18 protein-coding genes and 1 other RNA gene are annotated in these 24,783 nt (G+C 71.1%); 6 read left to right on the top strand and 13 right to left on the bottom strand.

Features of this window, described 5'->3' with window-relative positions:
* The 3 genes from ACWCSD_RS09500 to ACWCSD_RS09510 form a co-directional block, all read right to left on the bottom strand.
* The coding region (locus ACWCSD_RS09500) for a hypothetical protein (RefSeq protein WP_449913881.1) at nucleotides 1-1,291 on the bottom strand (1,291 nt) is incomplete at its 3' end.
* A gap of 77 nt (nucleotides 1,292-1,368) precedes the next feature.
* The gene (locus tag ACWCSD_RS09505; RefSeq protein WP_449913883.1) at nucleotides 1,369-3,546 is read right to left on the bottom strand and encodes an acyl-CoA dehydrogenase; all 2,178 of its coding nucleotides are present in this window, start codon (nucleotides 3,544-3,546) and stop codon (nucleotides 1,369-1,371) included.
* Between the two features lie 70 nt (nucleotides 3,547-3,616).
* Complete coding sequence (locus tag ACWCSD_RS09510; protein ID WP_449913885.1) at nucleotides 3,617-4,399, bottom strand: hypothetical protein; 783 nt, start codon at nucleotides 4,397-4,399, stop codon at nucleotides 3,617-3,619.
* An 827-nt stretch (nucleotides 4,400-5,226) separates the two neighbouring features.
* Here ACWCSD_RS09510 and ACWCSD_RS09515 point away from each other — a divergent pair.
* Entirely contained in the window at nucleotides 5,227-6,657 is a 1,431-nt protein-coding gene (locus ACWCSD_RS09515; protein WP_449913886.1) for an AMP-binding protein, read from the top strand.
* Nucleotides 6,658-6,676: 19 nt separating this feature from the next.
* Nucleotides 6,677-7,765 (top strand): S1C family serine protease, encoded by a 1,089-nt coding sequence (locus ACWCSD_RS09520; RefSeq protein WP_397164945.1) that lies wholly within the window; start codon nucleotides 6,677-6,679, stop codon nucleotides 7,763-7,765.
* A 78-nt stretch (nucleotides 7,766-7,843) separates the two neighbouring features.
* Here ACWCSD_RS09520 and ACWCSD_RS09525 read toward each other — a convergent pair whose 3' ends face one another.
* The 3 genes from ACWCSD_RS09525 to ACWCSD_RS09535 all read right to left on the bottom strand — a co-directional run bounded on the left by ACWCSD_RS09525 (nucleotide 7,844) and on the right by ACWCSD_RS09535 (nucleotide 9,988).
* Nucleotides 7,844-8,383 carry an OmpA family protein gene (locus ACWCSD_RS09525; RefSeq protein ID WP_397164946.1) on the bottom strand — a complete coding sequence of 180 codons (540 nt, stop codon included), beginning with the start codon at nucleotides 8,381-8,383 and terminating at the stop codon, nucleotides 7,844-7,846.
* Entirely contained in the window at nucleotides 8,367-8,936 is a 570-nt protein-coding gene (locus ACWCSD_RS09530) for a lipoprotein (protein ID WP_449913888.1), read from the bottom strand. Before ACWCSD_RS09530 ends, ACWCSD_RS09525 begins: the two co-directional genes overlap by 17 nt.
* An 83-nt stretch (nucleotides 8,937-9,019) precedes the next feature.
* The gene (locus tag ACWCSD_RS09535; RefSeq protein ID WP_364325644.1) at nucleotides 9,020-9,988 is read right to left on the bottom strand and encodes a GlxA family transcriptional regulator; all 969 of its coding nucleotides are present in this window, start codon (nucleotides 9,986-9,988) and stop codon (nucleotides 9,020-9,022) included.
* A gap of 99 nt (nucleotides 9,989-10,087) precedes the next feature.
* Here ACWCSD_RS09535 and ACWCSD_RS09540 point away from each other — a divergent pair, with 99 nt between their 5' ends.
* The 3 genes from ACWCSD_RS09540 (at nucleotide 10,088) to ACWCSD_RS09550 (ending at nucleotide 12,452) form a co-directional block, all read left to right on the top strand.
* Nucleotides 10,088-10,513 (top strand): hypothetical protein, encoded by a 426-nt coding sequence (locus ACWCSD_RS09540; RefSeq protein ID WP_449913890.1) that lies wholly within the window; start codon nucleotides 10,088-10,090, stop codon nucleotides 10,511-10,513.
* A gap of 77 nt (nucleotides 10,514-10,590) precedes the next feature.
* Nucleotides 10,591-11,052, top strand: a complete 462-nt coding sequence (locus ACWCSD_RS09545) for a cyclase (protein ID WP_397164949.1) — start codon at nucleotides 10,591-10,593, stop codon at nucleotides 11,050-11,052.
* On the top strand, nucleotides 11,049-12,452 hold the full coding sequence (locus ACWCSD_RS09550; RefSeq protein ID WP_449913892.1) for a hypothetical protein: 1,404 nt from the start codon (nucleotides 11,049-11,051) through the stop codon (nucleotides 12,450-12,452). The genes ACWCSD_RS09545 and ACWCSD_RS09550 overlap by 4 nt, the downstream gene beginning before the upstream one ends.
* Before the next feature lie 77 nt (nucleotides 12,453-12,529).
* Here the strand turns inward: ACWCSD_RS09550 and ssrA are convergent.
* The 6 genes from ssrA to prfB form a co-directional block, all read right to left on the bottom strand.
* Nucleotides 12,530-12,914, bottom strand: a transfer-messenger RNA (tmRNA) gene (gene ssrA / locus ACWCSD_RS09555).
* A 304-nt stretch (nucleotides 12,915-13,218) separates the two neighbouring features.
* Nucleotides 13,219-15,084 (bottom strand): penicillin-binding transpeptidase domain-containing protein, encoded by a 1,866-nt coding sequence (locus ACWCSD_RS09560; RefSeq protein WP_397164952.1) that lies wholly within the window; start codon nucleotides 15,082-15,084, stop codon nucleotides 13,219-13,221.
* 20 nt (nucleotides 15,085-15,104) lie between these two features.
* A complete protein-coding gene (gene smpB / locus ACWCSD_RS09565) occupies nucleotides 15,105-15,572 on the bottom strand; it encodes an SsrA-binding protein SmpB (protein ID WP_387668714.1) in 468 nt (155 codons plus the stop codon).
* A 23-nt stretch (nucleotides 15,573-15,595) separates the two neighbouring features.
* Nucleotides 15,596-16,504 (bottom strand): permease-like cell division protein FtsX, encoded by a 909-nt coding sequence (gene ftsX, locus ACWCSD_RS09570; RefSeq protein WP_352321716.1) that lies wholly within the window; start codon nucleotides 16,502-16,504, stop codon nucleotides 15,596-15,598.
* A gap of 20 nt (nucleotides 16,505-16,524) precedes the next feature.
* On the bottom strand, nucleotides 16,525-17,214 hold the full coding sequence (gene ftsE / locus ACWCSD_RS09575; protein WP_020541427.1) for a cell division ATP-binding protein FtsE: 690 nt from the start codon (nucleotides 17,212-17,214) through the stop codon (nucleotides 16,525-16,527).
* A gap of 379 nt (nucleotides 17,215-17,593) precedes the next feature.
* Nucleotides 17,594-18,709 (bottom strand): peptide chain release factor 2, encoded by a 1,116-nt coding sequence (gene prfB / locus ACWCSD_RS09580; RefSeq protein ID WP_352349341.1) that lies wholly within the window; start codon nucleotides 18,707-18,709, stop codon nucleotides 17,594-17,596.
* A 47-nt stretch (nucleotides 18,710-18,756) separates the two neighbouring features.
* Between prfB and ACWCSD_RS09585 the strand changes: the two genes are divergently transcribed.
* Nucleotides 18,757-19,788, top strand: coding sequence for a hypothetical protein (locus ACWCSD_RS09585; RefSeq protein WP_397164955.1), 1,032 nt, complete (start codon nucleotides 18,757-18,759; stop codon nucleotides 19,786-19,788).
* Between the two features lie 19 nt (nucleotides 19,789-19,807).
* Here the strand turns inward: ACWCSD_RS09585 and ACWCSD_RS09590 are convergent, their stop codons facing one another.
* Entirely contained in the window at nucleotides 19,808-24,676 is a 4,869-nt protein-coding gene (locus ACWCSD_RS09590; RefSeq protein WP_397164957.1) for an NAD-glutamate dehydrogenase, read from the bottom strand.
* Between the last annotated feature and the right edge of the window lie 107 nt (nucleotides 24,677-24,783).

A 24,783-nucleotide genomic window follows, 5' to 3' on the forward strand; every position in this document is an offset into this window, starting at 1 on the left:
CGTCCCAGAGCACCCGGCGCCGGAACAGCTTGGTCGCCGGGTCGAGCACCACCCGGCCGCCGTTCCAGGCGAAGGCCCGATGGGCGCCCCACGGCAGCGACACCAGCGGGCCCGGCGCGGGGTCGCCGTCCACGATCCGCTGGACCGCCGTCCATTCCGCCGGGTACGTCACCGCCTCCAGCCGGCCGAACGCGCCTAGCGCGAACGTCGGCATCGCCAGCACCGGGGCCAGCACCCCGACCAGCGCGAGCGCGCCCGACCGCAGGACCGAGGCCAGGCCGACCGCCGTCAGCAGGGCCAGCGGAGCCAGGTACACCTGGCCGTCGCGCAGCGGCCCGAACCCCGGCCACAGGGCGATGAGCCACTTGAGCGCCTCGCGTCCCGGCTGGAACGCGCCCAGCCCGGCGACGCAGAACCCGGCGGCCGCCGCCACCGCCAGGCCGCCCCACCAGGCGGGCCGTTCGGGGGCCGCGCGGAGGCGGGCGTAGCCGTACAGGCCGGCGAGGACCAGGAGGAGCCGGGCGGTCGCCGTCCACCACGCCTCCTGGCCCGGCAGCCCGGCCTCGGCGTTCCAGATGCCGCCGAGCGAGAGCAGGCTGCCCAGCACGCCGAAGGGCCCGTCGGCGCGGGCCGCGAACGCGTCCACGCCCGCCGGGTCGGTCACCGCGCCCGAGCCGAGCGCGGGCACCGCCCACGGCAGGCTGTACGCGACCAGCACCCCGGCGGCGACCGGCACCCTGCGCCGGGCGACGGCGATCGGCATCAGGGTGAGCCAGGACACCAGCATCGCCTGGAACCCGCCCACCGCCGCCGGCAGCAACGCCACCCCCAGCCGCCCGAACCGCGCGAACCCTCCGAGGGTCTCCCGCGTGAGCGCGCGGATCGCCCACGGGAGCCCGGCCACGCCCAGGAGCAGGGCCCACTGGCCGAGCATGAGCCGCTGGGCGAGGTAGAGGTTCCAGGCGTAGAACGCGGCGGCCACGAGCCGGGCGAGCCTGCGCTCCGGCGGAACCAGCGCCGCCGCCCCGGTCGCGGCCAGCACGAACACGGCGACCAGGGCCGCCTTCTGCACGATCTCCACGGGCAACGCCCTGGACAGCAGCGCCACGACCAGGTCGCTGGGCACCGCCCGAGGGAAGCCGCCGCGGTCGGGCCACAGGGGCGGATCGGGCACGAAGAGCAGGTCGTACCGGAGCACCAGCCCCCAGCCCAGCGCCGGGCCGAGCGCCAGCACCGCCAGCCCCAGCCCCAGCGCCGCCGGCCCCCAGCGGCCCGCACGGCCTTCGCGCACCGTGACACCGCCTCTCCCTCGCGCCAGGACCGGCAGTCCGGGCACAAGGGAGATTAGCCGCCGACGCCTCACATGTGTTACTTACCGGGCTCGGGGTCCCGGGGCAGGCCCAGCATGCGCTCGCCGATGATGTTGAGCTGCACCTCGGTGGTGCCGCCGTAGATGGTCATGGCCCTGGTCGCGAGCACCGCCCGGTTCCAGTAGCCGGCGTCGCCGAGCTTCATGTCGGCGGCCACCACGGCCTGGGCTCCGAGCAGGCCGACGGCCGTCTCGGAGACGTGCTGGGCGTGCGAGGTGGACAGCAGCTTCCGTACGGACGCGTCGGCGCCCGGCTCGTTCCCGGCCAGCTGCTTGAGCGTGACCCGCAGCGACAGCGCGTTGATCGAGTGCCCCTCGCACACGACCCCGGCCACCTCCTGCTCCTCGGCCGGCGTGAGCTCGCGCCCGAGCCGGCCGATCAGCCCGAGCAGGTCGGGCACGGACGCGCCGGTGCCGCCCGATCCGGACGACAGCGAGACGCGCTCGTTGGACAGCGTGTTGCGGGCGACCTTCCAGCCGTCGCCGACCTCGCCCACGACCAGGTCGTCCGGGACGAAGACGTCGTCGAGGAAGACCTCGTTGAACAGGTTCTCGCCGGTCATCTCGGTCAGCGGCCGGACCGTGACGCCGGGCGCCTTCATGTCCACCAGGAAGTACGTGATGCCCTCGTGCTTGGTGCCCTCGGAGGAGTTGCGGGCGATGCAGATGCCCCATTCGGCCACGTGGGCGACCGACGTCCAGATCTTCTGGCCGTTGAGCCGCCAGCCGCCCTCGACCTTCTCCGCCTTCATCTGCAGCGAGGCCAGGTCGGACCCGGCGCCCGGCTCGGAGAAGAGCTGGCACCAGATCATCTCGCCGCTGAGCGTCTTGGGCAGGAAACGTTCCTGCTGCTCGGGCGTGCCGTACACGGCGATGGACGGCACCACCCAGGCGCCGATGATCATCGCGGGCAGCCTGACCTTGGCGGCCTTGAGCTCCTGGGCGATGAGCACCTGCTCCAGCGGCTTGGCCGCGCGGCCCCACGGCCTGGGCAGGTGGGGCATGACGAACCCGCGGTCGGCGAGCGCCCGCTTCTGCTCCTGGCCCTCAAGGCGGGCGATCTCGGCGATCTCCGCGCGGATGCCCTCGCGCAGCTCCTCGGCGCCCTCGGGCAGGTCGATCTCCATCTCGCGGCCGACGCCCTGCAGCGCGAGCGCGGTCACCGAGGCGGCCCACTCGGCCGACGAGCCGAGCAGGGCGCGCAGGGTGAGGGCGCGCCGGTAGTAGAGGTGCACGTCGTGCTCGAAGGTGTAGCCGATGCCGCCGAACGTCTGGATCGCGTCCTTGGCGCACTGGACGGCCGCGTCGGGGGCCATCACCCCGGCGACGGCGGCGGCGTACTCCAGCTCGCGGCCCTCGGCCCTGGTGGCGTCCCAGACGGTGGCGCGGGCCTGCTCAAGGGCGACGAGCATCCGGGAGATCTTGTGCTTGATGCCCTGGAACTGGCCGATCGGGCGGCCGAACTGCTCGCGCACCTTGGCGTAGGCGGCGGCGGCCGTGACGCACCAGGACGCCAGCCCGGCGGCCTCGGCGCCGAGCAGGATCGCGGCCAGGTTGAGCACGTCGGGGCTCTCCACGCCGTCGAGCACGCGCTCGGCGGGCACGCGCGCCTCCGACAGCTCCACCTTGGCCACCGGCCGGGTCAGGTCGAGCGACCGGACCGGCGTGACGGTGACGGCCGAGGCGTCGACGGCGATCCACTCCTCGCCCTCGGACGTGGTCACCGGCAGCACCAGCACGTCGGCCAGCGAGCCGGCCAGCACCGGGTCGGCCGTGCCGGACACGACCAGCGAGCCGTCGTCGGCACGGGAGCCGGTGAGCGAGCCGGACAGCGCGACGGCGCCCGTCAGCGTGCCGTCGGCGAGGGATTCGAGCAGGTCGTGCCGCTTGGAGGCGTGGATGACCGCACTGGCCAGCACGGTCGGCACGTACGGGCCCGGGGCGAGCTTCTCGGCCAGCGCCTCGACGGCGACGGCCGCCTCCAGCAGCCCGTAGCCCGAGCCGCCGGACTCCTCGGGCAGGTGCAGGCCGAGCAGCCCCTGCTCGGCCAGGCCCGGCCAGAAGGGCGGACGTTCGTCCGACCCGGATCGCAGCAGCTCCGAGGGGATGTTCCGCTCGGCCCAGCCGCTCACCGAGTCGCGGAGCGCCTCGTGCTCCTCGCTCAATCCGATCGCCATTGCTCATCCTCCAGCCAGGTCAAAGACAGTGCCCGATGCCCAGAACCATATTCTAGAGCATGCTTCTGGCCTAGAGGGGCCGCACCTGCTGGACGAGTGTGTTCAAATCAGCCCATCGCGCCTTGTTCTTCTCGGGAATCGAGGCCAGCAGCATCGCCGGCTTGGTCTTGCCCACCTCGACGACCGTCACCACGGCCTGGGCGGTCTCGGTCTTGCCGCCCGAGACGTAGGTGACCTTGTAGCCCAGCGACCAGCCCTTGCCGACCGGCACCTTCGCGGACCCGGTCCAGGAGGTCAGCTCGGCGCCCGCCGGATACTGCGTGCGCAGCGCCCAGCGGGCCGCGCGGACGGCCATCTCGCGGTAGTCGGCGTCCTTGGAGGGCTTCTTCTCCGGGGCGTCGCCGGGGAACATGGCCGAGGCGATCACGGTGTGCGGCACCGCCACCTTGCCGATGCGCTGGGCGACGGTGAACGGCGCGAACGACTTGGCGTCCCAGGGCGCGGCCAGGCGCGGGTAGCTGATGCCGCTCGTCTTGTCGGAGATGATCCCGCTCACCACGGACGCCTTGCCCGGCAGCGTGGGGAACGCCTTGCTCGCCGGCACCGAGGGGAGCGCGACCGGCGTCTCGCTGGGGGTCGGGGAGGCGGTCGGGGTGGCGGTCGCGGCCGGCACGGGGGCAACGGAGACCGTCGTCCCGGCGGAGTCGCCGGTCGTGGGCACGTCGCCGGAGAACACGACGAAGATCAGCAGCACCGCCGTGACGGTGACGAGGATGGCGCCCGCGAGATAGATCGCGCGGATGGGGATGTCCCCGATGCCACGCTTGTGCGGCTTGGTGACGAGCGGCGTCATGGGACCGACGGCGCCCGGCTGGGGCTGGTGCTGGGGCTGGGGCGACCTGGGCGCTCCCGGCGGCCACACCTGCACAGGCTGATGCTGCGACGCCCTCCCCGGCCCTGGCCGCTGCCCCTGCCCTTGCGCAAGCCCAGGCCCATGCGCGTGCACCTGCCCCGGCCCTTGTACAAGCCCAGGCCCTTGCGCGTTGACCTGCCCCGGCCCGTGCGCAGGCCCTGGCCCGTGCGCAGTCCCTGGCCCCGGTCCTTGTGCGAGCCCTTGCCCCGCCCCTTGTCCTGGCCCTTGCGCGGCCCCCGGGCCCGGGCTCTGTCGGCCGGCGCCTTGGAGCTGCTGGTTCCCACCCGGAGACTGCGGCGGGTGCGGCGGGCGTCCCTGCGAGCCGGACGGAGGCTGCGGACGCACCTGCGGGCCCGAGGGCGGCCCAGGGTAGGGACGCGACTGCGGACCGGACGGCGACTGAGGGCCGGACGGCGACTGAGGGCCGGACGGCGACTGAGGGCCGGACGGCGGCTGCGGGCCGGACGGCGACTGAGGGCCGGACGGCGGCTGCGGGCCGGACGGCGGCTGCGGGCCGGACGGCGGCTGAGGAGTCGGTCGCACCGGCTGGGACGCACCCGGCCGCGGCGGACGCGGGATCTTGACCGTCTGCTCCGCAGGCGGCACGACTTGCTCGGCAGGCGGAACAACGACCTTGCGAAAAGGTTGGGTGTCCTGTGCTGATCTCTCGTCGCCGACGTCCGCCATGGCCTTGAGGTTACGTCACCGAAGAGCAGGATAATTCCTCTATTCCCCCAGCAGAATCTAATTCTGTATGGTCTGCGGACATGAGGGGTTTCTACGAGATCGCAGCCGCCGACCCGGACCGTCCCGCCCTGCTCGGCGACGACGGCGCGACCTACGGCGAGCTGCTCACCCGCGCCAACAGAGCCTCCCACGGCCTGGTCGCGCGCGGCGTCCGACCGGGCGGCGCCGTGGTGACCGTGCTGAAGAACGGGCTCGACGCCCTCACCATGATGCTGGCCACCTACCAGATCGGCGCCTACCTGGTGCCGGTCAACTGGCACTACACGGCCGAGGAGATCGACTACATCGTCGCCGACTGCGGCGCCGACGTCGTCGTCTCCCCCGGCGCGCTCACGGTCGCCGACCTGACCGACGGCCGGCCCGACACCGCGCCCGAGCACCGCCGGGCCGGCTCGATGATGCTCTACACCTCCGGCACCACGGGCCGCCCCAAGGGCGTGCGCCGCCGGCTGCTCGACCTCACGCCCGAGGACCTCTACCCCATCCTGATGCGCAAGAGCTGGCGGCACTTCGGCCTGCCGTCCGACGGGGTGCACCTGGTGTGCTCGCAGCTCTACCACTCGGCCCCCTACGGCCAGGCGATGATGGCGCTGCAGTTCGGCCACTCGATCGTGGCGCCGGAACGGTTCGACGCCGCCGAGGCGCTGGCGCTGATCGAACGGCACCGGGTGACGAACGCGTTCATGGTGCCCACGATGTTCCACCGGCTGCTCGCCGTGCCGGACCGGAAGACCTACGACCTGTCCTCCCTCACCCACCTCTACCACGGCGCCGCCCCCTGCCCGCCCGCCACCAAGCAGGCGATGATCGACTGGCTCGGTCCCGTCCTGTGGGAGTACTACGGCTCGACGGAGGCCGCGGTGGCGACGATGGTGTCGTCCCAGGAGTGGCTGGAACGGCCGGGCACGGTCGGCAGGGCCCTCGACGGCATGGCCTTCACGATCATCGGCGACGACGGCCACGAGGCGGCCCCCGGCCAACCCGGGACGGTCTACATCGGCGGCATCAACCGCTTCGAGTACCACCGCGACCCCGGCAAGACCGCCTCGGCCATGCGCGGCGCCGCCTACACCCCCGGCGACATCGGCTACCTCGACGCCGACGGCTACCTGTTCCTGCTGGACCGCAGGACCGACCTGATCATCTCGGGCGGCGTCAACATCTACCCCGCCGAGATCGAGGCCGCGCTGCTCGAACATCCGTCGGTGGCCGACGTGGCGGTGATCGGCGTGCCCGACCCCGAGTGGGGGCACAAGGTCGTGGCGCTGGTCCAGCCCGTGCCGGGCGTGACGGGCGGCGCGGAGCTGACCGCGGAGCTGCTGCGGCACTGCGCGCCCCGGCTGGCCAGGATGAAACACCCCCGGGTGATCGAGTACCGCGAGTCGCTGCCGCGCACCCCCACGGGCAAACTCAGCAGACGGGACGTCCGAGAGGCGTATCTTTCCCGCTGAGCTGGGCAGACATCTCCCCATGAGGGAGATCGTCGCCGGACTGGCAGCCGTCGTACTGCTCACCGCCTGCGGGCGGTCCCCGTCGATCCCGGCGTCCACCTCCACGGCCACGGCGAGCCCGGCCACGACCACGCCGGGCTCGCCGACCGCCTCGGCGGAGGCGCCGGGGAGCGCGCCGCAGTCGCTGGAGAGCGCGTACGAGCGGGTCATCACGGACGTCCTGCCGTCGATCGTGCAGATCAACACCAAGGTGGGCCTCGGCTCCGGCATCGTCTACGACACGGCGGGTCACATCGTCACCAACGCCCACGTGGTCGGCGAGGCGACCGAGATGAACGTCACGATCGCCACCGGCGGCGCGCCCCGCCCGGCCAAGCTGGTCAAGGCGTTCGGCGCCGGCGACCTGGCGGTGATCAAGGTCGATCGGCCCGACGGACTGCGCCCGGCCAGGTTCGGCGACTCGGGCAAGCTGCGGGTGGGCCAGATCGTCCTGGCCATGGGCAACCCGCTGGGCCTGTCGGGCAGCGTCACGAACGGGATCGTCTCGGCGCTCGGCCGTACCGTCAGCGAGCCCCAGAGCCCCGAGTCGCCGGGCGCCACCATCAGCGGCGCGATCCAGACCTCCGCCGCGATCAACCCCGGCAACAGCGGCGGCGCGCTGGTGAACCTGGCCGGCGAGGTCATCGGCATCCCGACCCTCGCCGCCACCGACCCGCAGCTCGGCGGCGGGGCCGCGCCCGGCATCGGGTTCGCGATCCCGAGCAACACGGCCACCGACATCGCGGCCCAGATCGTGAAGAACGGCAAGGTCACCAACAGTCACCGGGCCGCGCTCGGCATCCGCGGCAGCACGGTGATCGGCGCCACCGGGCAGCCGAGCGGTGTGGGCGTGGCGAGCGTGGAGAAGGGCGGGGGCGCGGAGAAGGCCGGGATCCGGGCCGGTGACGTGATCCTCTCGATCAACGGCAAGAAGACCACGACCATGGCCGCGCTGTCGGAGGAGATCACCGCCTTCAAGCCCGGCGACCAGGTCAAGGTGGAGGTCCTGCGGCCCGACGGCGGCACCCAGACCGTCACGGTGACCCTCGGCGAGCTCAAGGCCGAGTGACGGCCCGACCGGGCCGCTGTGTCCCTGCCAGGCCGCTGTGTCGGGGCCAGGCCGCTGTGTCCCTGCCGGGCCGGCCCCTCACTGCCGGGCCGTGAAGACGACCTCCACGCGCCGGTTCTTCGCCCGGTTCCGTTCCACCGGCTTGCCCTCGACCAGGTTGGGCAGCTTGGGCCGCCGCTCGCCGTATCCGGCGGCCTGGAGCGTCACGTTCCCGCCGCCGAGCAGGCTCTCCAGGGCCGCGCGCACGGCCTGCGCCCGCCGCCGCGACAACGCCAGGTTGTACGCGTCGCTCCCCTGGTCGTCGGTGTGCCCCTCGATCCTGACGACGCCGCCCGCGCCCTCCGCCTCGACCTTCGCGGCGACGTCCGCCAGCCGTTTCCTGGCCTTGGGCGTGAGCCGCCACTTGTCCAGCGCGAACAGCACGTCGCTGGTCAGCGCGACCGTCACCTCGCGGCCCTGCCTGGTCTCGCTCTGGGCGCCGTCCATGGACTCGACCTCGCCGACGATGTCCTCGACCGGCAACACCAGATCCTCCACCGGGCCGGCGGCATCGGACGGGACCGGGACCGGCGTGGGCGTCAGCACGAGGGCCAGCGCCAGGCTAAGAGAGCGGAACATCGGTGAGCACGCCCAGCATCGGCATCTCCACGTTGACCTTCGTGACCTCCGGCGGCGGCGCGGCGAAGACCGCGTACAGCGTGCTGGACTCCCCCGCCTCCAGGAACTGGCCCTGCGTGCCGGAGCACACGCAGGTGGCGTCGGCGGCGGTGCCGTTGCGGGCGACGCGGTAACGCTTGGCGTTCACCGGGTCGATCAGGGAGACGTTGGAGACCGTGTAGTCGAGCGCGCCGCCGCCCAGGCCGTTGTGCACGTTGACCTTGCCCTCGACGGCGGTGATCGTCCAGTTGAGGGTGGCGGTTCTACCCTGGCGCAGCAGGGCGGTGATCTCGACGCGGGCCTTGCCGTACTGGTCGCCGGAGCCGACCTTGGCCTCACGGGCGGCGATGACCACGTCCGCCTGCGGCGGCGCCGTCTGCGCGGGCGCGGTGCGCGGCGGCGCGGGGGCGGTGGTGGTCGCCTCCTCGGCGGCGGTCTGCGGCTGTCCGCCGGGCGACATGCCACACCCTGCCAGGACGACTGCCGCCCCGATGAGCACGATCGTCTTTCGCATCTGCTGATCACCTTAATGCTCAGAAAGGGCTCAAGTCAGACACCCTAGCCCGGATTGCCCATTTCGGGCGGGATAAATGGCGATCAGCCGGTCGCGGACGACTGGGTCAGCCGATAGCGGGACGGCGGGATGCCGTACCGGTCCACGAACGCCTGGCGCAGCGTCTCGGCCGTCCCGAACCCGCACCGTACGGCGATCGCGGACATGGGCAACGAGGTCGAGGCCAGCAGCTGAGCCGCCCCCTCGGTACGGGCCCGCCGCACGAACCTGCCCGGCGTCTGCCCCAGATGCCGGAGGAACAGCCGGGTGAGATGGCGTTCGCTGACGCCCGCCGCGGCGGCCAGCGTGGCCGCGGTGAGGTCGGCGGCCAGGTTCGCGCAGATGTGCTCGACGATCCGCCTGACCAGGCCGTCGGCGGGCGCCGGAGGGCTGACGAACATGCTCATCTGGGCCTGGTTGCCCGGCCGTTGCAGGTAGGTGACCATGCCGCGGGCCACCGTCCTGGCCAGTTCGGCGCCGTTGTCCTCCTCGACCAGGGCGAGCGTGAGGTCGAGCGCGGCGGTGACCCCCGCGGACGTGGCCACCTCGCCGTCGCGGACGAAGATCGGGGCCGGGTCCACGGTGACGCGCGGGTAGCGGGCGGCCATGTCGGCCGCCTCCCGCCAGTGGGTGGTGGCTCGCCTGCCGTCGAGCAGTCCCGCGGCGGCCAGCACGTACGCGCCGGTGCACACCGACGCGACCCGCCTGCTCTCCCGCGCCAGCCTGCGGACATGGCCGACGACCAGCGGGTTCGCCGCGGCGTCCACGTGGCCGGTGCCGCCGGAGACGATGAGCGTGTCGAGCGGCCCGGTGATCCGCTCCAGCGCGAGCTGGGCCTGCAGCACCAGCGCGCCGGCGGTGGTCACGGGATGACCGCCGGGGGTGGCCAGCCGTACCTGGTAGTACGGTGAGGCGCCGTGCCAGTTCGCGTTCTCCAGCGTCGAGCTGACGCACGCGATGTCGAGCAGCTCGGCCGCCTCGTAGGCGACGACCACGACCCGCCGGTACTCCATGGCACGACTGTAGGTCCGGAAGACCAAGAACCCAAGTTTCCAGACATGTACGGCTTCGCCCCCTCGTCCCCGTCCCCCCACCCGGCCACAGTCGGAGCCATGACACCGACGCCCCCCGCACCCGCGACCCCCTCCGCGACCGGACGCCGCTGGTCGAAGTTCGCCCTCCACTACGTGGAGATGATCGTCGCCATGTTCGTCGGCATGTTCGCGCTCGGCGCCCTCCAGTCGGCCGTCGGCCTCTCCGTCTCCCACGACGAGTCGCCGGAGCTCGCGTACCTGATCATGGCCGTCGACATGTCGGTGGGCATGGCCGCGTGGATGCGCTTCCGCGGCCACCGCTGGCCGGCGACGCTGGAGATGTGCGCGGCGATGTTCGTCCCGATCGTGCCGCTCTATCCGCTGCTCTGGCTCGGTGTCATCGACGGCGGCGTCCTGATGCTCGTCGCGCACGTCGCGATGTTCCCGCTCATGCTGGCCGCCATGTTCCGGCGCCTCGACGAGTACGCCGGCTGCGCCCACTAGCCCGACGAGTACGCCGGCTGCGCCCACTAGCCCGCCCCCCTCGGCCCCGCGCCCACGGGGATCCCTAAGATGCCGCCATGGCGCGTTTCGAGACCGTGACCCTGGTCTTCGCTCCCCCCGGCGTGCTCTTCGACACGTCGCTGTCGGTCGAGACCCACACCGCGTCCATGGCCGGCTCGTCGGAACGCGCCGTCGCGGGGGTCACCACGGGCCTGCTCGGCCTCGGCGACCAGGTCACCTGGCAGGCCCGGCACTTCGGCCTCACCTGGCGGATGACCTCCACGATCAGCGCCTGGGAACGGCCCGCGTACTTCGTGGACGAGCAGGTGTCCGGGCCGTTCCGCCACTGGCGGCACGAACACCGCTTCGAGGCGGCTCCGCACGCGGGCGCCACCCTCATGACCGACGTCGTCGACTTCTCCGCCCCCGCCGGCCCCCTGGGCCGCCTGGCCGAGCTGCTGGTCCTGCGCCGCCACATGACCCACCTCATCAACATGCGCAACCAGCACATCAAGACGATCCTCGAACCGTCCCGTTGACCGAACCCGCGCCGCCCGGCGGTCGTCGAAAGCAGCGGCAAAGCCTGACGGACATCGGGCCCGACCGTCCGCCCGGCGGGGTCGCGTCACGGCCGCTGCTGGTCCTGGCCCAGCTCGTCGCCGCCTGGGCGGCCGGATCGGTCTTCCTGCCGACGGCGTGGCTGGTCCTGCCGGCCGTGCTGTTCGCCGGCGACGAGGCGGTGCTCCTCGCCGCCGCCGCACTGGGCGTGGCAGCCCTGCTCGGCTACCTGGTCATCGTGATCAGGGCCACCCGCGGCGTGTCCGTCCTCGGCGCGACGCGCGGCGGCCGGTTCCTGTGGGCGCTGCTGGTGCTGGGCCTGGGAACCGCCGGCTGGGCCCTCGGCTGGGTGGTGACCGACGTCGCCGGCCTCGGGGTGAGCCGCGACCTGCTGCTCGCGGCCGTGCTCGGCGGCGTTCCGTACGCCCTCGTGGCCGGCACGCTGCTGCGCGGCTGGCGCCACAAGGGCGTCGCGCTCGGGCTGGGCGTGGCGCTTGTGGGGGCGGGCGTGGCCGTGCTGCGCCAGGAGCCGCCGGACGACCTGGAGGCGCGCCTGGCGGCGGGCGACCTCCACCGGGAGACCGCGTACGTGGTCGCCGTCCCCGGCTACCGGCCCGACGACCGGGACTACGGCGGCGGGCTGGGCGGCTCCGGCTTCACTCCGGCGGACCCGGCCGCCATCCCGCCCGACCGGTACGTCAGGATCGTCGCCTACGACCGGCTCCTGCCGGGCGCGGCCGTGTGCGGCCAGCCCACCGCGCAGGACGCCGACCTGCCGACCGGAGCCTGCACGGCCGAGCCCGGCGGCCTGGTCCACCGGCAGGGCCCGGTCGAGCACGGCTACCAGGTGCGGGTGGGCCGACGGTACGTCACGGTGGTGGGCAGCGCCGCCGTCCCCCGCGACCTGCTCCGGTCGGCCGCCCGGAGCCTGCGCCCGGCCACCGCCCGCGAACTGGGCGACCAGGAGCAGACCGGCGACTACTACGCGGCCCGCGTCCCGGGTTACACCCCACAGCTCATGGGCATCCCGGCGGGCCTGGTCTACACGCCCTCCGACCACACCGGCAACGGCGGCCAGAGCGTCCACATCACGTTGTCCGTGAGCCAGGCCGACGACGACTTGTGCTATCTCGCCCAGAAGTGCACCCCCGTCGGCTCCGGCCTCACCTATGTCCGCCGAGAGGACACGCACGGTTACGCGGTGCGCCGCGGCACGGTGACCGTCCAGGTGCTCGGCGGCCTGCGGGTGGACGCGAAGCCGCTGCGCCAGGCCGCGCTCGACGCCCGCCCGGCCACCGACGACGAGCTGCGCCGCCTGCTGCCCCCGCTGGAGCCACGCACCCCCCTCGACCGCCTCCGCCGCTGGCTGCGCACGTTCTGAGCTCGGGTGCGCACGTCTTCCGGACAGCGAAAAGCCTCCGACCCGCCGAGTAATCGGCAGGTCGGAGGCTTTTGATCACGTGGAGGTGGCGGGAATCGAACCCGCGTCCTTCAATCCCAAGTCAGGGCTTCTCCGGGCGCAGCCTGCTGTGCTTTTCTCAGCCCCGGCGATCACGCAGGCGAGTCGCCGACGGGCTCAGCCACTGTTTGATTTCCCGATCTCCCCCGTGGCCGGGTCGATCGGTTGAGCCTTCTAACGATGCCAGACACCGGGCCGAAGGCACTCCCGGGCTGACAGAGGTTTCGCTACTTAGGCAGCGAGGGCCAGGGAACCCTGGCCGACCTCAGTGCGCTTGGAATTGGCACTTATTGTTTTGCGGTCACAGGATTAACGAGGTTATGTCCGCAGTCCTCGGCCCGCTTCACCTGGCTTGCAAGATCGAAGTCGAAGCCAGTCACCCCCTGTGCAGTTGTCAACACGCCTCACGCTGATCATCACGCAGAGACGAGCAACACTGAATCTACAGGGGACAACGCCCCCAACGCCAACTTAATTCCAGCATGGCGAAACCCCCGGGAGCGTGGCACAGCAGCACGCGCTCCCGGGGGCCGACCGGCAGGGTCGAGCCGGTCCGGACGGCAGGACTTCCCCCGAGATGAAGTCCTGATCTCATCACGGCGACTGAGTCCGCAACCCCCCGAGCGGGCCCAGTCATTCAGTAAGACGCAGCCACGACCATGAACGGTTGCTCGCCGTCACAAGAATTTCACGCAGAGTCACGAAGGCCCGAGAAGAAGCTGCCCGCGACGGCCGCCGCGTCGTAGTTCTTGGCCAGGACGGCGATCGCCACGTCCCCCTGCCAGCCGACGAACCACGTCATGGGCTTGTCCTGGGTGCCCGCCGTCGCGCGCACGCCGTAGACCCTGCCCCGGCCCGCCTGCGCGGGGCTGCCGACCGCCCCGGCGCGCATCATCGCGGTCAGCGCGGTGCGCACCTTCGGATCCATCGGGACGGCGTCCGGCTGCTTGGCCGGGACGACCTCCGCCGCCGGATCGGGCGACGTGGGCGCGGTCACGAGCACCGGCGGCCGCCAGGTGCCCGACCCCACGGCCGCCGCGACCAGCGCCATCGACAGCGGGCTGACCTCGACGGTCTGGCCCGCGATGGCCCTGGCCTTGTCGGCGTCGCTGGACAGTTCGGGCATCGCCCCGCTGAACGACTTCAGCGGCAGCCGCCACGGCTGGCCGATGCCGAACGCCTTGGCGCTCGCGGCCAGACCGCCGGCGCTGGCCCGGCGGGCCAGCGAGGCCAGCGCGGTCACGCAGCCCTTGGCGAAGTTGTCCTGGAACGTGGCCGACGACGTGACCCCGGCGGTCTGGCTGGTGTGCACGAACCTGGCGCCGCCCACCGTGCGCTCGGCCGGGCAGGCCAGCCGCTGCTTGGTGCTGACGCCGCTCTTGATCAGCGCGTCGGCCGCCACGATCGAGAAGGCCGTGCCCGCGGGGAACCTGCCCGCCAGCGCGTCCTTCTCCTGGTTGAGCCCGCTGGTGCCGACCGCGAGGATCTCGCCGGTGTCACGCTGCACGGCCACCAGCGCGCTGGTGGCCGTCTCGGCCACCGCCCGCTCGGCCGCCGCCTGGGCGCGGCTGTCGATCGTGGTCTTGACCGAGACGTTCTGGCGGCCCGGCCACTCCTGCAGCTTGGCCACCTGCCGGCCGGTCTTGAGATCGAGGGTGATCACCTTGGTCTCGGTGGAGCCGGTCAGATAGTCCTGGTACGCCTGCTGCAGGCCGCTCTGGCCGATCGAGTCGCCGGCCCGCTGGGGGCCGCCGAGCTTCTGCTCGTCCTCGGGTGTGAGCGCGCTGACCTTGCCGACGATCTGCTTGGGGGCGGCCGGGTCGATGGGCTGCGGCTGCGGGTCGGTCTGGATGCCGGAGATGCCGGCCAGCTTCGACTTCATCGACAGGTAACGCGAGCGCCCGAACGTGACCAGCGGCACGAACTTGTCGGGCGGCGAGGACCTGATCCGGCTCAGCAGCCGGTCCTGGGCGTAGCCGGTGATCGCCGACAGCTTGGCCACGACGTCCTCGGCCCGGTCGCCCAGCGCGGACGGCACCACGCCCACGACGTAGACGTAGAGCTCGTTCTGCAGGGGGTCGTCGGCCCGGTCGACCACCGGCTGGCGCGGCTTGGGGTTGGTCTCGACCGCGAACCGCTGGCCCTCCTTGAGCTGCGGATGCAGCACCGACGGCGACCAGCGCACCTTCCACCTGCCGTCGACCAGGTGCAGCGGCAGCGAGCCGTCGTACGCCCAGAGCGGGGTGTTCTCCCCCAGGTCGACCTCGGCGCGGAAGTCGGCCTTGGACTCCTCGCCGTTCACGCTCACGCTTTTGATCTTGAAGCGGAACGAGGCCGCGTCGAGCTCCAGCTTGGCGTTGGCCAGGGCCTTGCCCACCTTGGCGGGGTCGCCGTCGGTGCGGCCCGCGGCCAGGGCGTAGTCCTCGGACTGCCAGCCCACGAGGAAGTCGCGCACCGCGTCGTGCGGCGAGGACTCCTCGAAGCAGCCGGTCAGCGTCATGCTCGCGACCGCCAGGGTGACGGTCGCGGCAAGGGTGCGGCGCGCGCGTGTCATCGGTTAGAGTGCCGCCGCTCTCATCGGTTGCGGTGCCGCAGGGCCCGCGCCATCTCCCGCTTGGCCTGCTGCTCGGCCAGCGACTGCCGCTTGTCCCAGTCCTTCTTGCCCCGGGCGACGGCGATCTCGACCTTGGCCCGGCCGTCCTGGAAGTACAGGACCGTGGGGACGATCGTGAGACCGCCCTCCTTGGTCATGGCGGCCAGCTTCTCGATCTCCTTGCGGTGCAGCAGCAACTTGCGCTTGCGCTTGGCGGCGTGGTTGGTCCACGTGCCCTGCATGTATTCGGGGATGTGCACGTTGAGCAGCCACGCTTCGCCATTGTCGATGCTGGCGTAGCCGTCGACGAGCGAGGCGCGGCCCTCGCGGAGCGACTTCACCTCCGTGCCCTGGAGCACGAGCCCCGCCTCGAAGGTGTCCTCAAGGTGGTAGTCGTGCCGGGCCCGCTTGTTCTGGGCGATGACCTTCCGCCCGGTCTCACGTGGCATGCTTCGACCTTACCGGCGATTCCTCACACCCTGAGGTATCGGCGGAGCGTCACGAACGAGGCCAGCACACAGATCACGACGCCGATGGCCATGGTGAGCGTGATGGTCTGGGCCACCGCGTCCCAGCCGAGCTGGGCCATGCCGCTGCCGAAGTAGCCGGCGATCTCCTCGAACAGCAGGACCTTCGTCACGATCAGGATGATGGCCGCGAAGACGCCGCCGATCAGACCGGCGATCACGCCTTCCATGACGAACGGCAGCTGGATGTAGAGGTTCGACGCGCCCACCAGGCGCATGATCCCCGTCTCCCGGCGCCGGTTGAACGCCGACAATCGCACCGTGTTGCCGATCAGCAACGCCGCGGCCAGCACCAGCACGATGGCGACGGCCAGCGCGTAGAAGGACAGCTTGTCGAGCAGGTCGAAGAACTTGCCGATGAGCTGCTTGTGGTCCATCACCTGGGACACGCCCGGCTGGCCCTTCACGGCGTCGATCACCGGCTGGTAGTTGTCGGGGTCGACCAGTTTCACGCGGAACGACTGCGGCATGTCCTCGACCCTGGTGGCCTGGACGAGCGTCGGGCTGGCCTGGTAGGCCGTCTTGAAGTTCTCGTACGCCGTGCTCTGGTCCTCGTAGAAGACCTCCTTGACGCCCTGGAGGCTCTCAAGGCGGGTCTTCAACGCCTTCGTCTGGGCCGGCGTGACGGCCTTGCCGTTGCACTCGGGGATCGCGGTGCCCTTGGTGCACAGGAAGACCGAGATCTCGACCTTGTCGAACCAGAAGGACTTGAGCATGGAGACCTGGGCGTTGATCATCAGGCCGACGCCCAGCATCGCCATGCCGACTGCCACGGTGATGACGACCGCGATCGTCATGGTCAGGTTGCGACGGAGGCCGATCCAGACCTCGGAGAAGATGAAGTTCGCCCGCATGTTGTGTCTGCCGCTCCCTGTCAGTACGCCTGGCCGTACACGCCACGCGACTGGTCACGGACGATCTTCCCGTCCTCCAGCTCGACGACGCGTTTGCGCATGGAGTCCACGATGGCCGCGTCGTGCGTGGCCATGACGACCGTGGTGCCAGTTCGGTTGATGCGGTCGAGCACCTTCATGATGCCGATGCTCGTCGCGGGGTCGATGTTGCCCGTGGGCTCGTCGGCCAGCAGGATCATCGGCCGGTTGACGAACGCGCGGGCCATGGCGACACGCTGCTGCTCGCCGCCGGACAGCTCGTCGGGCATGCGATGGGCCTTGCCCTCCAGGCCGACCAGCTCGATGACCTCGGGCACGACCTTGCGGATGAACCGCCTGGGCTTGCCGATCACCTCTAGGGCGAACGCCACGTTCTCGTAGACGTTCTTGTTCGGGAGCAACCTGAAGTCCTGGAAGACGCAGCCGATGCGGCGGCGCAGGTGGGGCACCTTGAAGTTGGAGAGGCGGGCCAGATCCTTGCCGGCGACGTGGATCGCCCCGGAGTTGGGCCGCTCCTCCTTCAGGACCAGACGCAGGAACGTGGACTTGCCTGACCCCGAAGGGCCGACGAGGAACACGAACTCGCCCTTGTCCACGTCGACGGAGACGTGGTCGAGAGCGGGCCGGTTCTGGTTCGCGTAGACCTTGGTGACATTATCGAAATGGATCACGAGAGCATCACGGCATGCCAGTCTAGGGGTCAGGACGGAAGCGAGGGTGGCACATGCCCATTTCCCGCCGCCGGCCGATCGGGGGCGCCGTCTTTACTGATGATCGACGTTCCGATTGGCCAGACGACAGTCTAGGGGGAAGACTGGCATGGAACGTCCATAACGGAAACAAAACGATTGTGCGGCTAGACTTGGGGCTGTCATGAGTTGTGAACACCTCGTATGCGCGCAGTGCGCCCACCCCGTGATCGAGGGCCGCTGCCCCCTCTGCCGAGCCAACAGGGAGCGGATGCACAATCACGGCTTCGCCGGACTGTCACCCGCCCTCGTCGTCGTCCTGCTCCTCGTGCTGCTCTTCGCGACGCTGGTGCTCAGGCACCTAGTCGGTGCCTGACTCCGCCCTGCGCATCCAGCGGATCTCCGACTCGATGAACCCGTCGAGGTCGCCGTCGAGCACCGCCGACGGGTTGCCCGCCTCGGTGCCCGTACGCAGGTCCTTCACGATCTGGTACGGGTGCAGCACGTAGTTGCGGATCTGCGTGCCCCATGACGTGGTGGTCGCGCCGCGCAGCTCCGACATCTTCTCCGCCTCCTCCTGCCGCTTGCGCTCCAGCAGCTTGGCCTGGAGCACGTTCATGGCCGAGGCGCGGTTCTGGAGCTGGGAGCGCTCGTTCTGGCAGGAGACCACGATGCCGGTGGGCAGGTGGGTGATGCGCACCGCCGAGTCGGTGGTGTTGACGCCCTGGCCGCCGGGGCCCGAGGACCGGTAGACGTCGATCCGCAGGTCGTCTTCGTTGATGTCGATGTGGTCGGTCTGCTCGACGACCGGCACGATGTCGACGCCCGCGAACGAGGTCTGGCGGCGGCCCTGGTTGTCGAACGGGCTGATGCGGACCAGCCGGTGGGTGCCGTGCTCGCCGCGCAGCGTGCCGTAGGCGTAGGGGGCCTTGATGGTGAACGTGGCCGACTTGATGCCGGCCTCCTCCGCGTAGGAGGTGTCGTAGACCTCGGTGGAGTAGCCCTTGCGCTCGGCCCACCGCAGGTACATGCGCAGCAGCATCTCCGCCCAGTCGGCGGCGTCGACGCCGCCGGCCTGGGAGTTGATGGTGACGAGCGCCTCGCGGGCGTCGTACTCGCCCGACAGGAGCGTGCGCACCTCAAGGGCGCCGATGTCGGTCTTGAGCGACTCCAGCTCCTTGTCGGCCTCGAGGCGCGTGTCGTCGTCGCCTTCCTCGGCCGCGAGCTCGTAGAGCACCTTCAGGTCGTCGAGACGGCGCGCGACGCCCTCGACGCGGTTGAGCTCGCCCTGGAGATGGGAGAGCTTGCTCGTGACCTTCTGCGCCTGCTCGGGGTCGTCCCACAGGTCTGGGGCGGCAACCTGCTGCTCCAGCTCCTCGATCTGCTTGCGCATCGCGTCGAGGTCGAGCACGTCCTGGATGCTGCGGAGCGTGTTCGCGAGCTCGTTGATCTCTTCTGCCGGATCGATGCCTGCCACGTCTCCCTAGGGTACGCGACCCTCGCGTGCACGAATAACATGGCGAGGTGCGTGCATACGGTCGGGGGAAGATGCTGGCGCTCGCCGTCGGCGTGCTGGCCGCGGCGACCGCGTGCACAGGCCCTGCTCAGACGTCCCCGGCGGTGACCCAGGGAAAGGCGGGCGCCACCGGCGCGGCGAGCCCTTCGCCCAGCGCGCCGCCGCCCGCCGTCACGCGTCAGGAGGCGGCCGAGGCGGTCGCCGAGATCCTGCCCACCGACGACGTGCTGCGCGTGGAGAGCCCCGTGACGGGGCGACTGCTCCTCGGCACCGACCTGGTCCGCGACGGGCAGCTGGCGCTCACGCAGGCCGCCTTCGAGTCCACCGGCGACCGCCCGCCGCGCTACGCCTGGGGCACGCCCACCCTCTACGTGCCCAGGTTCGCCCAGGGCGAGCGGGCGCCCTGGTTCAGCGCGCTGGCCACGCGCAACGGGCAGCCGACGCTGCTGACGTTCGCCAAGAGCGGCGACGACTGGCTGCTCAGCTCGGCCGCGCAGCTGCTGCCGGGCCAGGAGCTGCCGCGGGTGCGGCTCGACGCCGACGGCTACGCCACGGCGCTGACGCCCGACGACAAGACCGTCACGATCAGCCCCCAGTACATGGGCCCGGTGCACGCCAGCGTGGCCGAGACCGGGTCGGCCGGGGTGACGGCGGGCCTGCTCGCCGACGGGCCGTACACGACGGAGGTGGCCAAGCAGATCGCCACCGACCGCGAGACGGCCAAGAAGGACGGGTTCAGCTACGACTCGATCTTCAGCGCCGACAACTGGCCGGTCTACGCGCTGCGCACGGCCGACGGCGGCGCGCTGATCCAGTACTCGCTGTCGCGCAACACCTCGACCCGCACCGTCGCCAACAACACCTACATCATCCCGGTGCCGCCGGAGGCGGGCTGGGCCATCTCGACCTCGTCGGTGCGCCGCAGCCTCAAGCTCACCGAGGTCCACCAGTACGCCACGGCGGTGCCCCCGCTGTCGGCCCCGGCCGCCGCCCGGGTCGTCGCCCACGACGGAGCCCTCACCCGCGCCAGCGGCGAGTGAGGGCCCCTTCGGGCGGTTCCTACGCCTCCGTGTGAGGCAGGTTGCTGGCGGCCACCAGCGTGCGGATCGCGCGCAGGGCCACCGAGAGCGTCGCCAGGTCGAAGTGGTCGCTCTCCCAGATCTCCGACAGCGTCTGGCGGGCGCGTCCCACGGCGGCCGCGTTGCCGTCGGTCCACCGGGCCAGCCGCTCCTCGGGCGGCAGCCCGGACGTGCTGTGGGCCAGCACGTCACGGGTCAGCGAGGCGTGCGCGGCGTACAGGTCGTCGCGCAGCGCCGAGCGGGCGATGGAGTTCCACCGGTTGTCCCTCGGCAGGGCGATGACGCGTTCGCGCAGGCGGGCCAGCTGCAGGCGGTCGGCCAGGTCGAAGTAGACCTCCGCCACCTCGTTCACCGGACGGCCCGTCAGGGACGCCACCTCGACCAGGTCCAGCGTCGAGTAGGCGGGCACCATCGCAGCCACCCGCTCGGCCAGCTCCTGCGGCACCCCGCGGGCCACGAAGGAGTCGCGGCGCTCCTCGTAGGCGGCCAGGTCGGGCCCGGTGAGCAGCTTGGGGATGTGCGCGGACAGCCCGTTGACGCCCTTGAGGAAGAAGCCGACCGACCCGGCCAGGTCGAGCGGCGGACGCCGGTTGACCAGCAGCCAGCGGGTGCCGCGCTCGACCAGCTTGCGGCCCTCCAGCAGCATGGCGATCTGCGTGGCGGTGTCGACCTCGTTGTCCAGCGCCTCCACGGCCCGGTAGAAGCTCGGCAGGTCGAAGACCTCCCGCGCCACCAGGTACGCCCGCACGATGTCGGACGTGGAGGCGCCGGTCTCCTCCGCGAAGCGGAACATGAACGTGGTGCCCATGGCGTTGACCAGCTCGTTCACCACGCAGGTCGTGATGATCTCGCGCCGCAGCGGATGGGCGTCCATGTACGTGCGGAACCGCTCGCGCAGGTCCGACGGGAAGTACGACACCAGCCAGGAGGCCAGGTACGGGTCGTCGGGCAGCTCGGAGCCCAGCACCTCGGCGTCGGCCACCAGCTTGGTGTAGGCCAGCAGGACCGAGAACTCCGGCGCGGTCAGCCCGAGCCTGGCCTGCCGCCGCTCGGCCAGCGTCTTGTCCGAGGGCAGGAACTCCAGCTCGCGGTTGACCAGCCCGTCGCGTTCGAGCTTGCGCAGGTAGCGGGCGTGGATGTGGAGCATGTCGACCGCCTGGGCGCGGGTCGCGTCGAGCACCACGTTCTGGGCGTGGTTGTCGCGCAGCACCAGGTCGGCGACCTCGTCGGTCATCGACGTGAAGACCTGGTTGCGCTGCTTGTCGGTCAGCTCGCCGTCGCGCACGACCTGGTCGAGCAGGATCTTGATGTTCACCTCGTGGTCGGAGGTGTCCACGCCGGCCGAGTTGTCGATGAAGTCGGTGTTGACCAGGCCGCCGTTCAGGGCGAACTCGATGCGGGCGAGCTGGGTGAAGCCCAGGTTGCCGCCCTCGCCGATGACCTTGCAGCGCAGGTCGCCGGCGTCCACCCGGAGCGCGTCGTTGGCCTTGTCGCCGACGTCGGCGTGGGACTCCGAGCCGGCCTTGACGTAGGTGCCGATGCCGCCGTTCCACAGCAGGTCGACGGGGGCCCGCAGGATGGCGCTGATCAGGTCGTTGGGGGCCAGCGAGCTGACGCCCGCCTCGATGCCCAGCGCCTCGCGCATCTGCGGGGTGATCTGGATCGACTTGGCCGTACGCGGGAACACGCCGCCGCCCGCGGAGATCAGCGACGGGTCGTAGTCGTCCCAGGAGCTGCGCGGGAGGTCGAACAGGCGCTGCCGCTCGGCGAACGAGCGGGCCGCGTCGGGCGTGGGGTCGATGAAGACGTGCCGGTGGTCGAAGGCGGCCACCAGCCGGATGTGCTGGGAGAGCAGCATGCCGTTGCCGAACACGTCGCCGGACATGTCGCCGATGCCGGCCACGGTGAAGTCGGTGGTCTGCACGTCCACGCCCATGGTGCGGAAGTGGTACTTGACCGACTCCCAGGCGCCGCGGGCGGTGATGCCCATGGCCTTGTGGTCGTAGCCGACCGAGCCGCCGGAGGCGAAGGCGTCGCCGAGCCAGAAGCCGTACTCCTTGGCCACGCTGTTGGCGATGTCGGAGAAGGTGGCGGTGCCCTTGTCGGCGGCGACCACGAGGTAGGTGTCGTCGCCGTCGTGCCTGACCACGTCGGCCGGCGGCACGACCTTGCCGTCGACCAGGTTGTCGGTGATGTCCAGCAGGCCGGAGATGAACATCCGGTAGCAGGCCACGCCCTCGGCCAGCACGTCCTCGCGGGCGCCGGAGGCCGGCGGCTGCTTCACCACGAACCCGCCCTTGGACCCGGTGGGCACGATGACGGTGTTCTTCACCATCTGGGCCTTGACCAGGCCGAGGATCTCCGTCCTGAAGTCCTCCATGCGGTCGGACCAGCGCAGGCCGCCGCGGGCGACCTTGCCGAAGCGCAGGTGCACGCCCTCGACGCGGGGCGAGTACACGAAGATCTCGTACTTCGGCCGCGGCAGCGGCAGCACGCTGATCGCCTGCGGGTCGACCTTCAGCGAGATGTACGGCTTGCGCTGCCCGTCGACCGTCTGGAAGTAGTTGGTGCGCAGGGTCGCCTGGATCATCTCCAGGTAGGCCCGCAGGATGCGGTCCTCGTCGAGGGAGGCCACCTCGTCGAGGGCGCCCAGGATCTCCTCGTTGAGCGCCTCCACGAGGTCGACCCGCACGTCGTCGCCGCGCCTCGGGTCGAGCTTGGCCTCGAACAGGCGGACCAGCAGCCGGGCCAGCCGCACGTTGCCCAGCAGCACGCGTTCCATGTAGAGCTGCGAGAACGTGCTGCCGGCCTGCCGCAGGTACTTGGCGTAGACCCGCAGGATCTCGACCTGCTCCCAGGTCAGGCCCGCCCGCAGGATGAGGGCGTTGAAGTTGTCGGCCTGGACCCGGCCCTGCCACAGGGCGCTCAGGCCGTCCTGGAAGAGCCGCTTGAAGTCGTTCCTGTCCACCTCGCCGGAGGGGGTGTAGCGCAGGCCGAAGTCGTAGATCCAGGCGTTCTTGGTGCTCGCGTCGCCGTCCCGGTCGATCTCGTACGGCCGCTCGTCCACGACCTCGACGCCGAGCCGCTGGATCAGCGGCAGCGCCTCCGAAAGGGAGATCGGCGAGCCGACCTTGTAGATCTTCAGCCGCCGCTCGCCCTCGGAGGCGTCGTACGGCTCGTAGAGGTTGATCGCCACCTCCTCGCCGTCGGCGACGAGCTGCTCCAGGCGGCGCAGGTCGACCACGGCGACCTTGGGCGGGAAGTCGGCCTTGTACCCCTCGGGGAAGGCGGAGACGTACCTCCTGGCCAGCCCGGGGGCCTCCTCCTCGGAGGTCATCTCGTCGAGGGCGGCGGCCAGGTCGTCCTCCCAGGAGCGGGTGAGCGCGGCCAGACGCGCCTCCAGCTCCTCCACGTCGACGCTCGGCGCGGGGAGCTGCTTGCCGCGCTCGCCGCGCACGACCACGTGCAGCCGGGCCAGCACGGACTCGCCGATCATCGCGCTGTAGTCGAGCGACCTGCCGCCGAGCGCCTTGAGCAGCACCTCCTGCATCTTCAGCCGCACCTTGGTGGTGTAGCGGTCGCGGGGCAGGTAGATCAGGCAGGAGATGTAACGGCCGTAGTCGTCGCGCCGCAGGAACAGCTTGACCTGCTTGCGCTCGCGCAGCCGCAGCACGCCGAGCGCGATCGGCAGGAGCTGGGCGACCGAGGTCTGGAACAGCTCGTCGCGCGGGAACGTCTCCAGGATCTCGATCAGGTCCTTGCCGTCGTGGCTGTCGGGCGCGTGGCCGGCGGCGTTGAGCACCTCGGCCAGCTTGCGCCGCAGCACGGGGATCCTGGAGATCGACTCGTTGTAGGCCACGTGCGTGAGCAGGCCGAGGAAGCGGCGCTCCCCGATCACCTCGCCCTCGGGCGAGAACAGCTTGACCCCGATGTAGTCGAGGTAGGTCGCGCGGTGGACGGTGGCCCGGCTGTTGGCCTTGGTGATGATCACGAGCTGCTTCTCGCGGGCCTTGGCGCGCACCTCCGCGGGCAGCGCGGAGAAGCTGTCGGAGCCCACCTTGTCGTCGCGCAGGATGCCGAGCGCGGCCCCGGGCAGGGCCTTCAGCATCTCGCCCTGGTCGGTGTGCTCCAGCCGGTACTCGCGGTAGCCGAGGAACGTGAAGTGCCCGTCGGCGAGCCAGCGCAGCAGGTCGAGGCTGTCCTCGACCTCCGCGGGCTCCAGCGGCGGCGGGTTCATGCTCAGGTCTTCGGCCGTCTGGACGGCCAGGGCCCGCATCTTCCTGAAGTCCTCGACCGCGTACCGCACGTCGGCGAGCACCCGCTGCAGGTCGGCCTCGACGCGCCTGAGCACCGCGGGGTCGGCCTGGCGGTCGATCTCGATGTGGATCCACGACTCGACCAGCACCTGGCCGGTGACGTCCTCCTGGCCGCGGCCGAGCATCCGGCCCGTCATGTCGCGGCGCACCCGCATCTGGGGGTGGACCACGAGGTGGGTGCCGATGTCCTGCCGGTCGAGCTCCATGGTGACCGAGTCGACCAGGAACGACATGTCGTCGGTGACCACCTCGACGACCGAGTGCCCCGGGTCCCAGCCGTTCTCCTCCAGCGTGGGGGTGTAGGCGCGGACCACGGCCCGGCCCTGGGGGCGTACCTCGGCGAGCTGCCGCTGGGACATCGCCGGGCCGTACACGTCGACGGGGTTGCGGTCGAGCAGGTCCTCGGGTGCGACATGGCGGTAGTAGAACCGCAGGAAGGAGAGGGCCTCCTCCGCGCTCATGTGCTCGCTGCCGACCGCGCAACTTTCCGCGGCTCTTTGCAGCAGCTCATCCTTGGCCTCGTCGAGCGGCATTTCGCTCTCACTCCTTTGTGAGGGTTTGCCATGGCTGTTCATAGCCAGGCTCTTCGTTCCCATAGCGAGGGGAAGTAGTGCAGACGGGTACGTCCGGGGAGGTGGGC

The organism is Nonomuraea sp. NPDC001684, from assembly GCF_053596515.1.

Bases quoted from the DNA above. Each gene is read 5' to 3' on its own strand.
- ACWCSD_RS09520 (WP_397164945.1), top strand. From the start codon at position 6,677: ATGAGGGAGATCGTCGCCGGACTGGCAGCCGTCGTACTGCTCACCGCC.
- ACWCSD_RS09510 (WP_449913885.1), bottom strand. From the start codon at position 4,399: ATGACGCCGCTCGTCACCAAGCCGCACAAGCGTGGCATCGGGGACATC.
- ACWCSD_RS09560 (WP_397164952.1), bottom strand. From the start codon at position 15,084: ATGACACGCGCGCGCCGCACCCTTGCCGCGACCGTCACCCTGGCGGTC.
- smpB (WP_387668714.1), bottom strand. From the start codon at position 15,572: ATGCCACGTGAGACCGGGCGGAAGGTCATCGCCCAGAACAAGCGGGCC.
- ftsX (WP_352321716.1), bottom strand. From the start codon at position 16,504: ATGCGGGCGAACTTCATCTTCTCCGAGGTCTGGATCGGCCTCCGTCGC.
- ACWCSD_RS09515 (WP_449913886.1), top strand. From the start codon at position 5,227: ATGAGGGGTTTCTACGAGATCGCAGCCGCCGACCCGGACCGTCCCGCC.
- ACWCSD_RS09525 (WP_397164946.1), bottom strand. From the start codon at position 8,383: ATGTTCCGCTCTCTTAGCCTGGCGCTGGCCCTCGTGCTGACGCCCACG.
- ACWCSD_RS09535 (WP_364325644.1), bottom strand. From the start codon at position 9,988: ATGGAGTACCGGCGGGTCGTGGTCGTCGCCTACGAGGCGGCCGAGCTG.
- ACWCSD_RS09590 (WP_397164957.1), bottom strand. From the start codon at position 24,676: ATGCCGCTCGACGAGGCCAAGGATGAGCTGCTGCAAAGAGCCGCGGAA.
- ACWCSD_RS09540 (WP_449913890.1), top strand. From the start codon at position 10,088: ATGACACCGACGCCCCCCGCACCCGCGACCCCCTCCGCGACCGGACGC.
- ACWCSD_RS09530 (WP_449913888.1), bottom strand. From the start codon at position 8,936: ATGCGAAAGACGATCGTGCTCATCGGGGCGGCAGTCGTCCTGGCAGGG.
- ACWCSD_RS09505 (WP_449913883.1), bottom strand. From the start codon at position 3,546: ATGGCGATCGGATTGAGCGAGGAGCACGAGGCGCTCCGCGACTCGGTG.
- ACWCSD_RS09545 (WP_397164949.1), top strand. From the start codon at position 10,591: ATGGCGCGTTTCGAGACCGTGACCCTGGTCTTCGCTCCCCCCGGCGTG.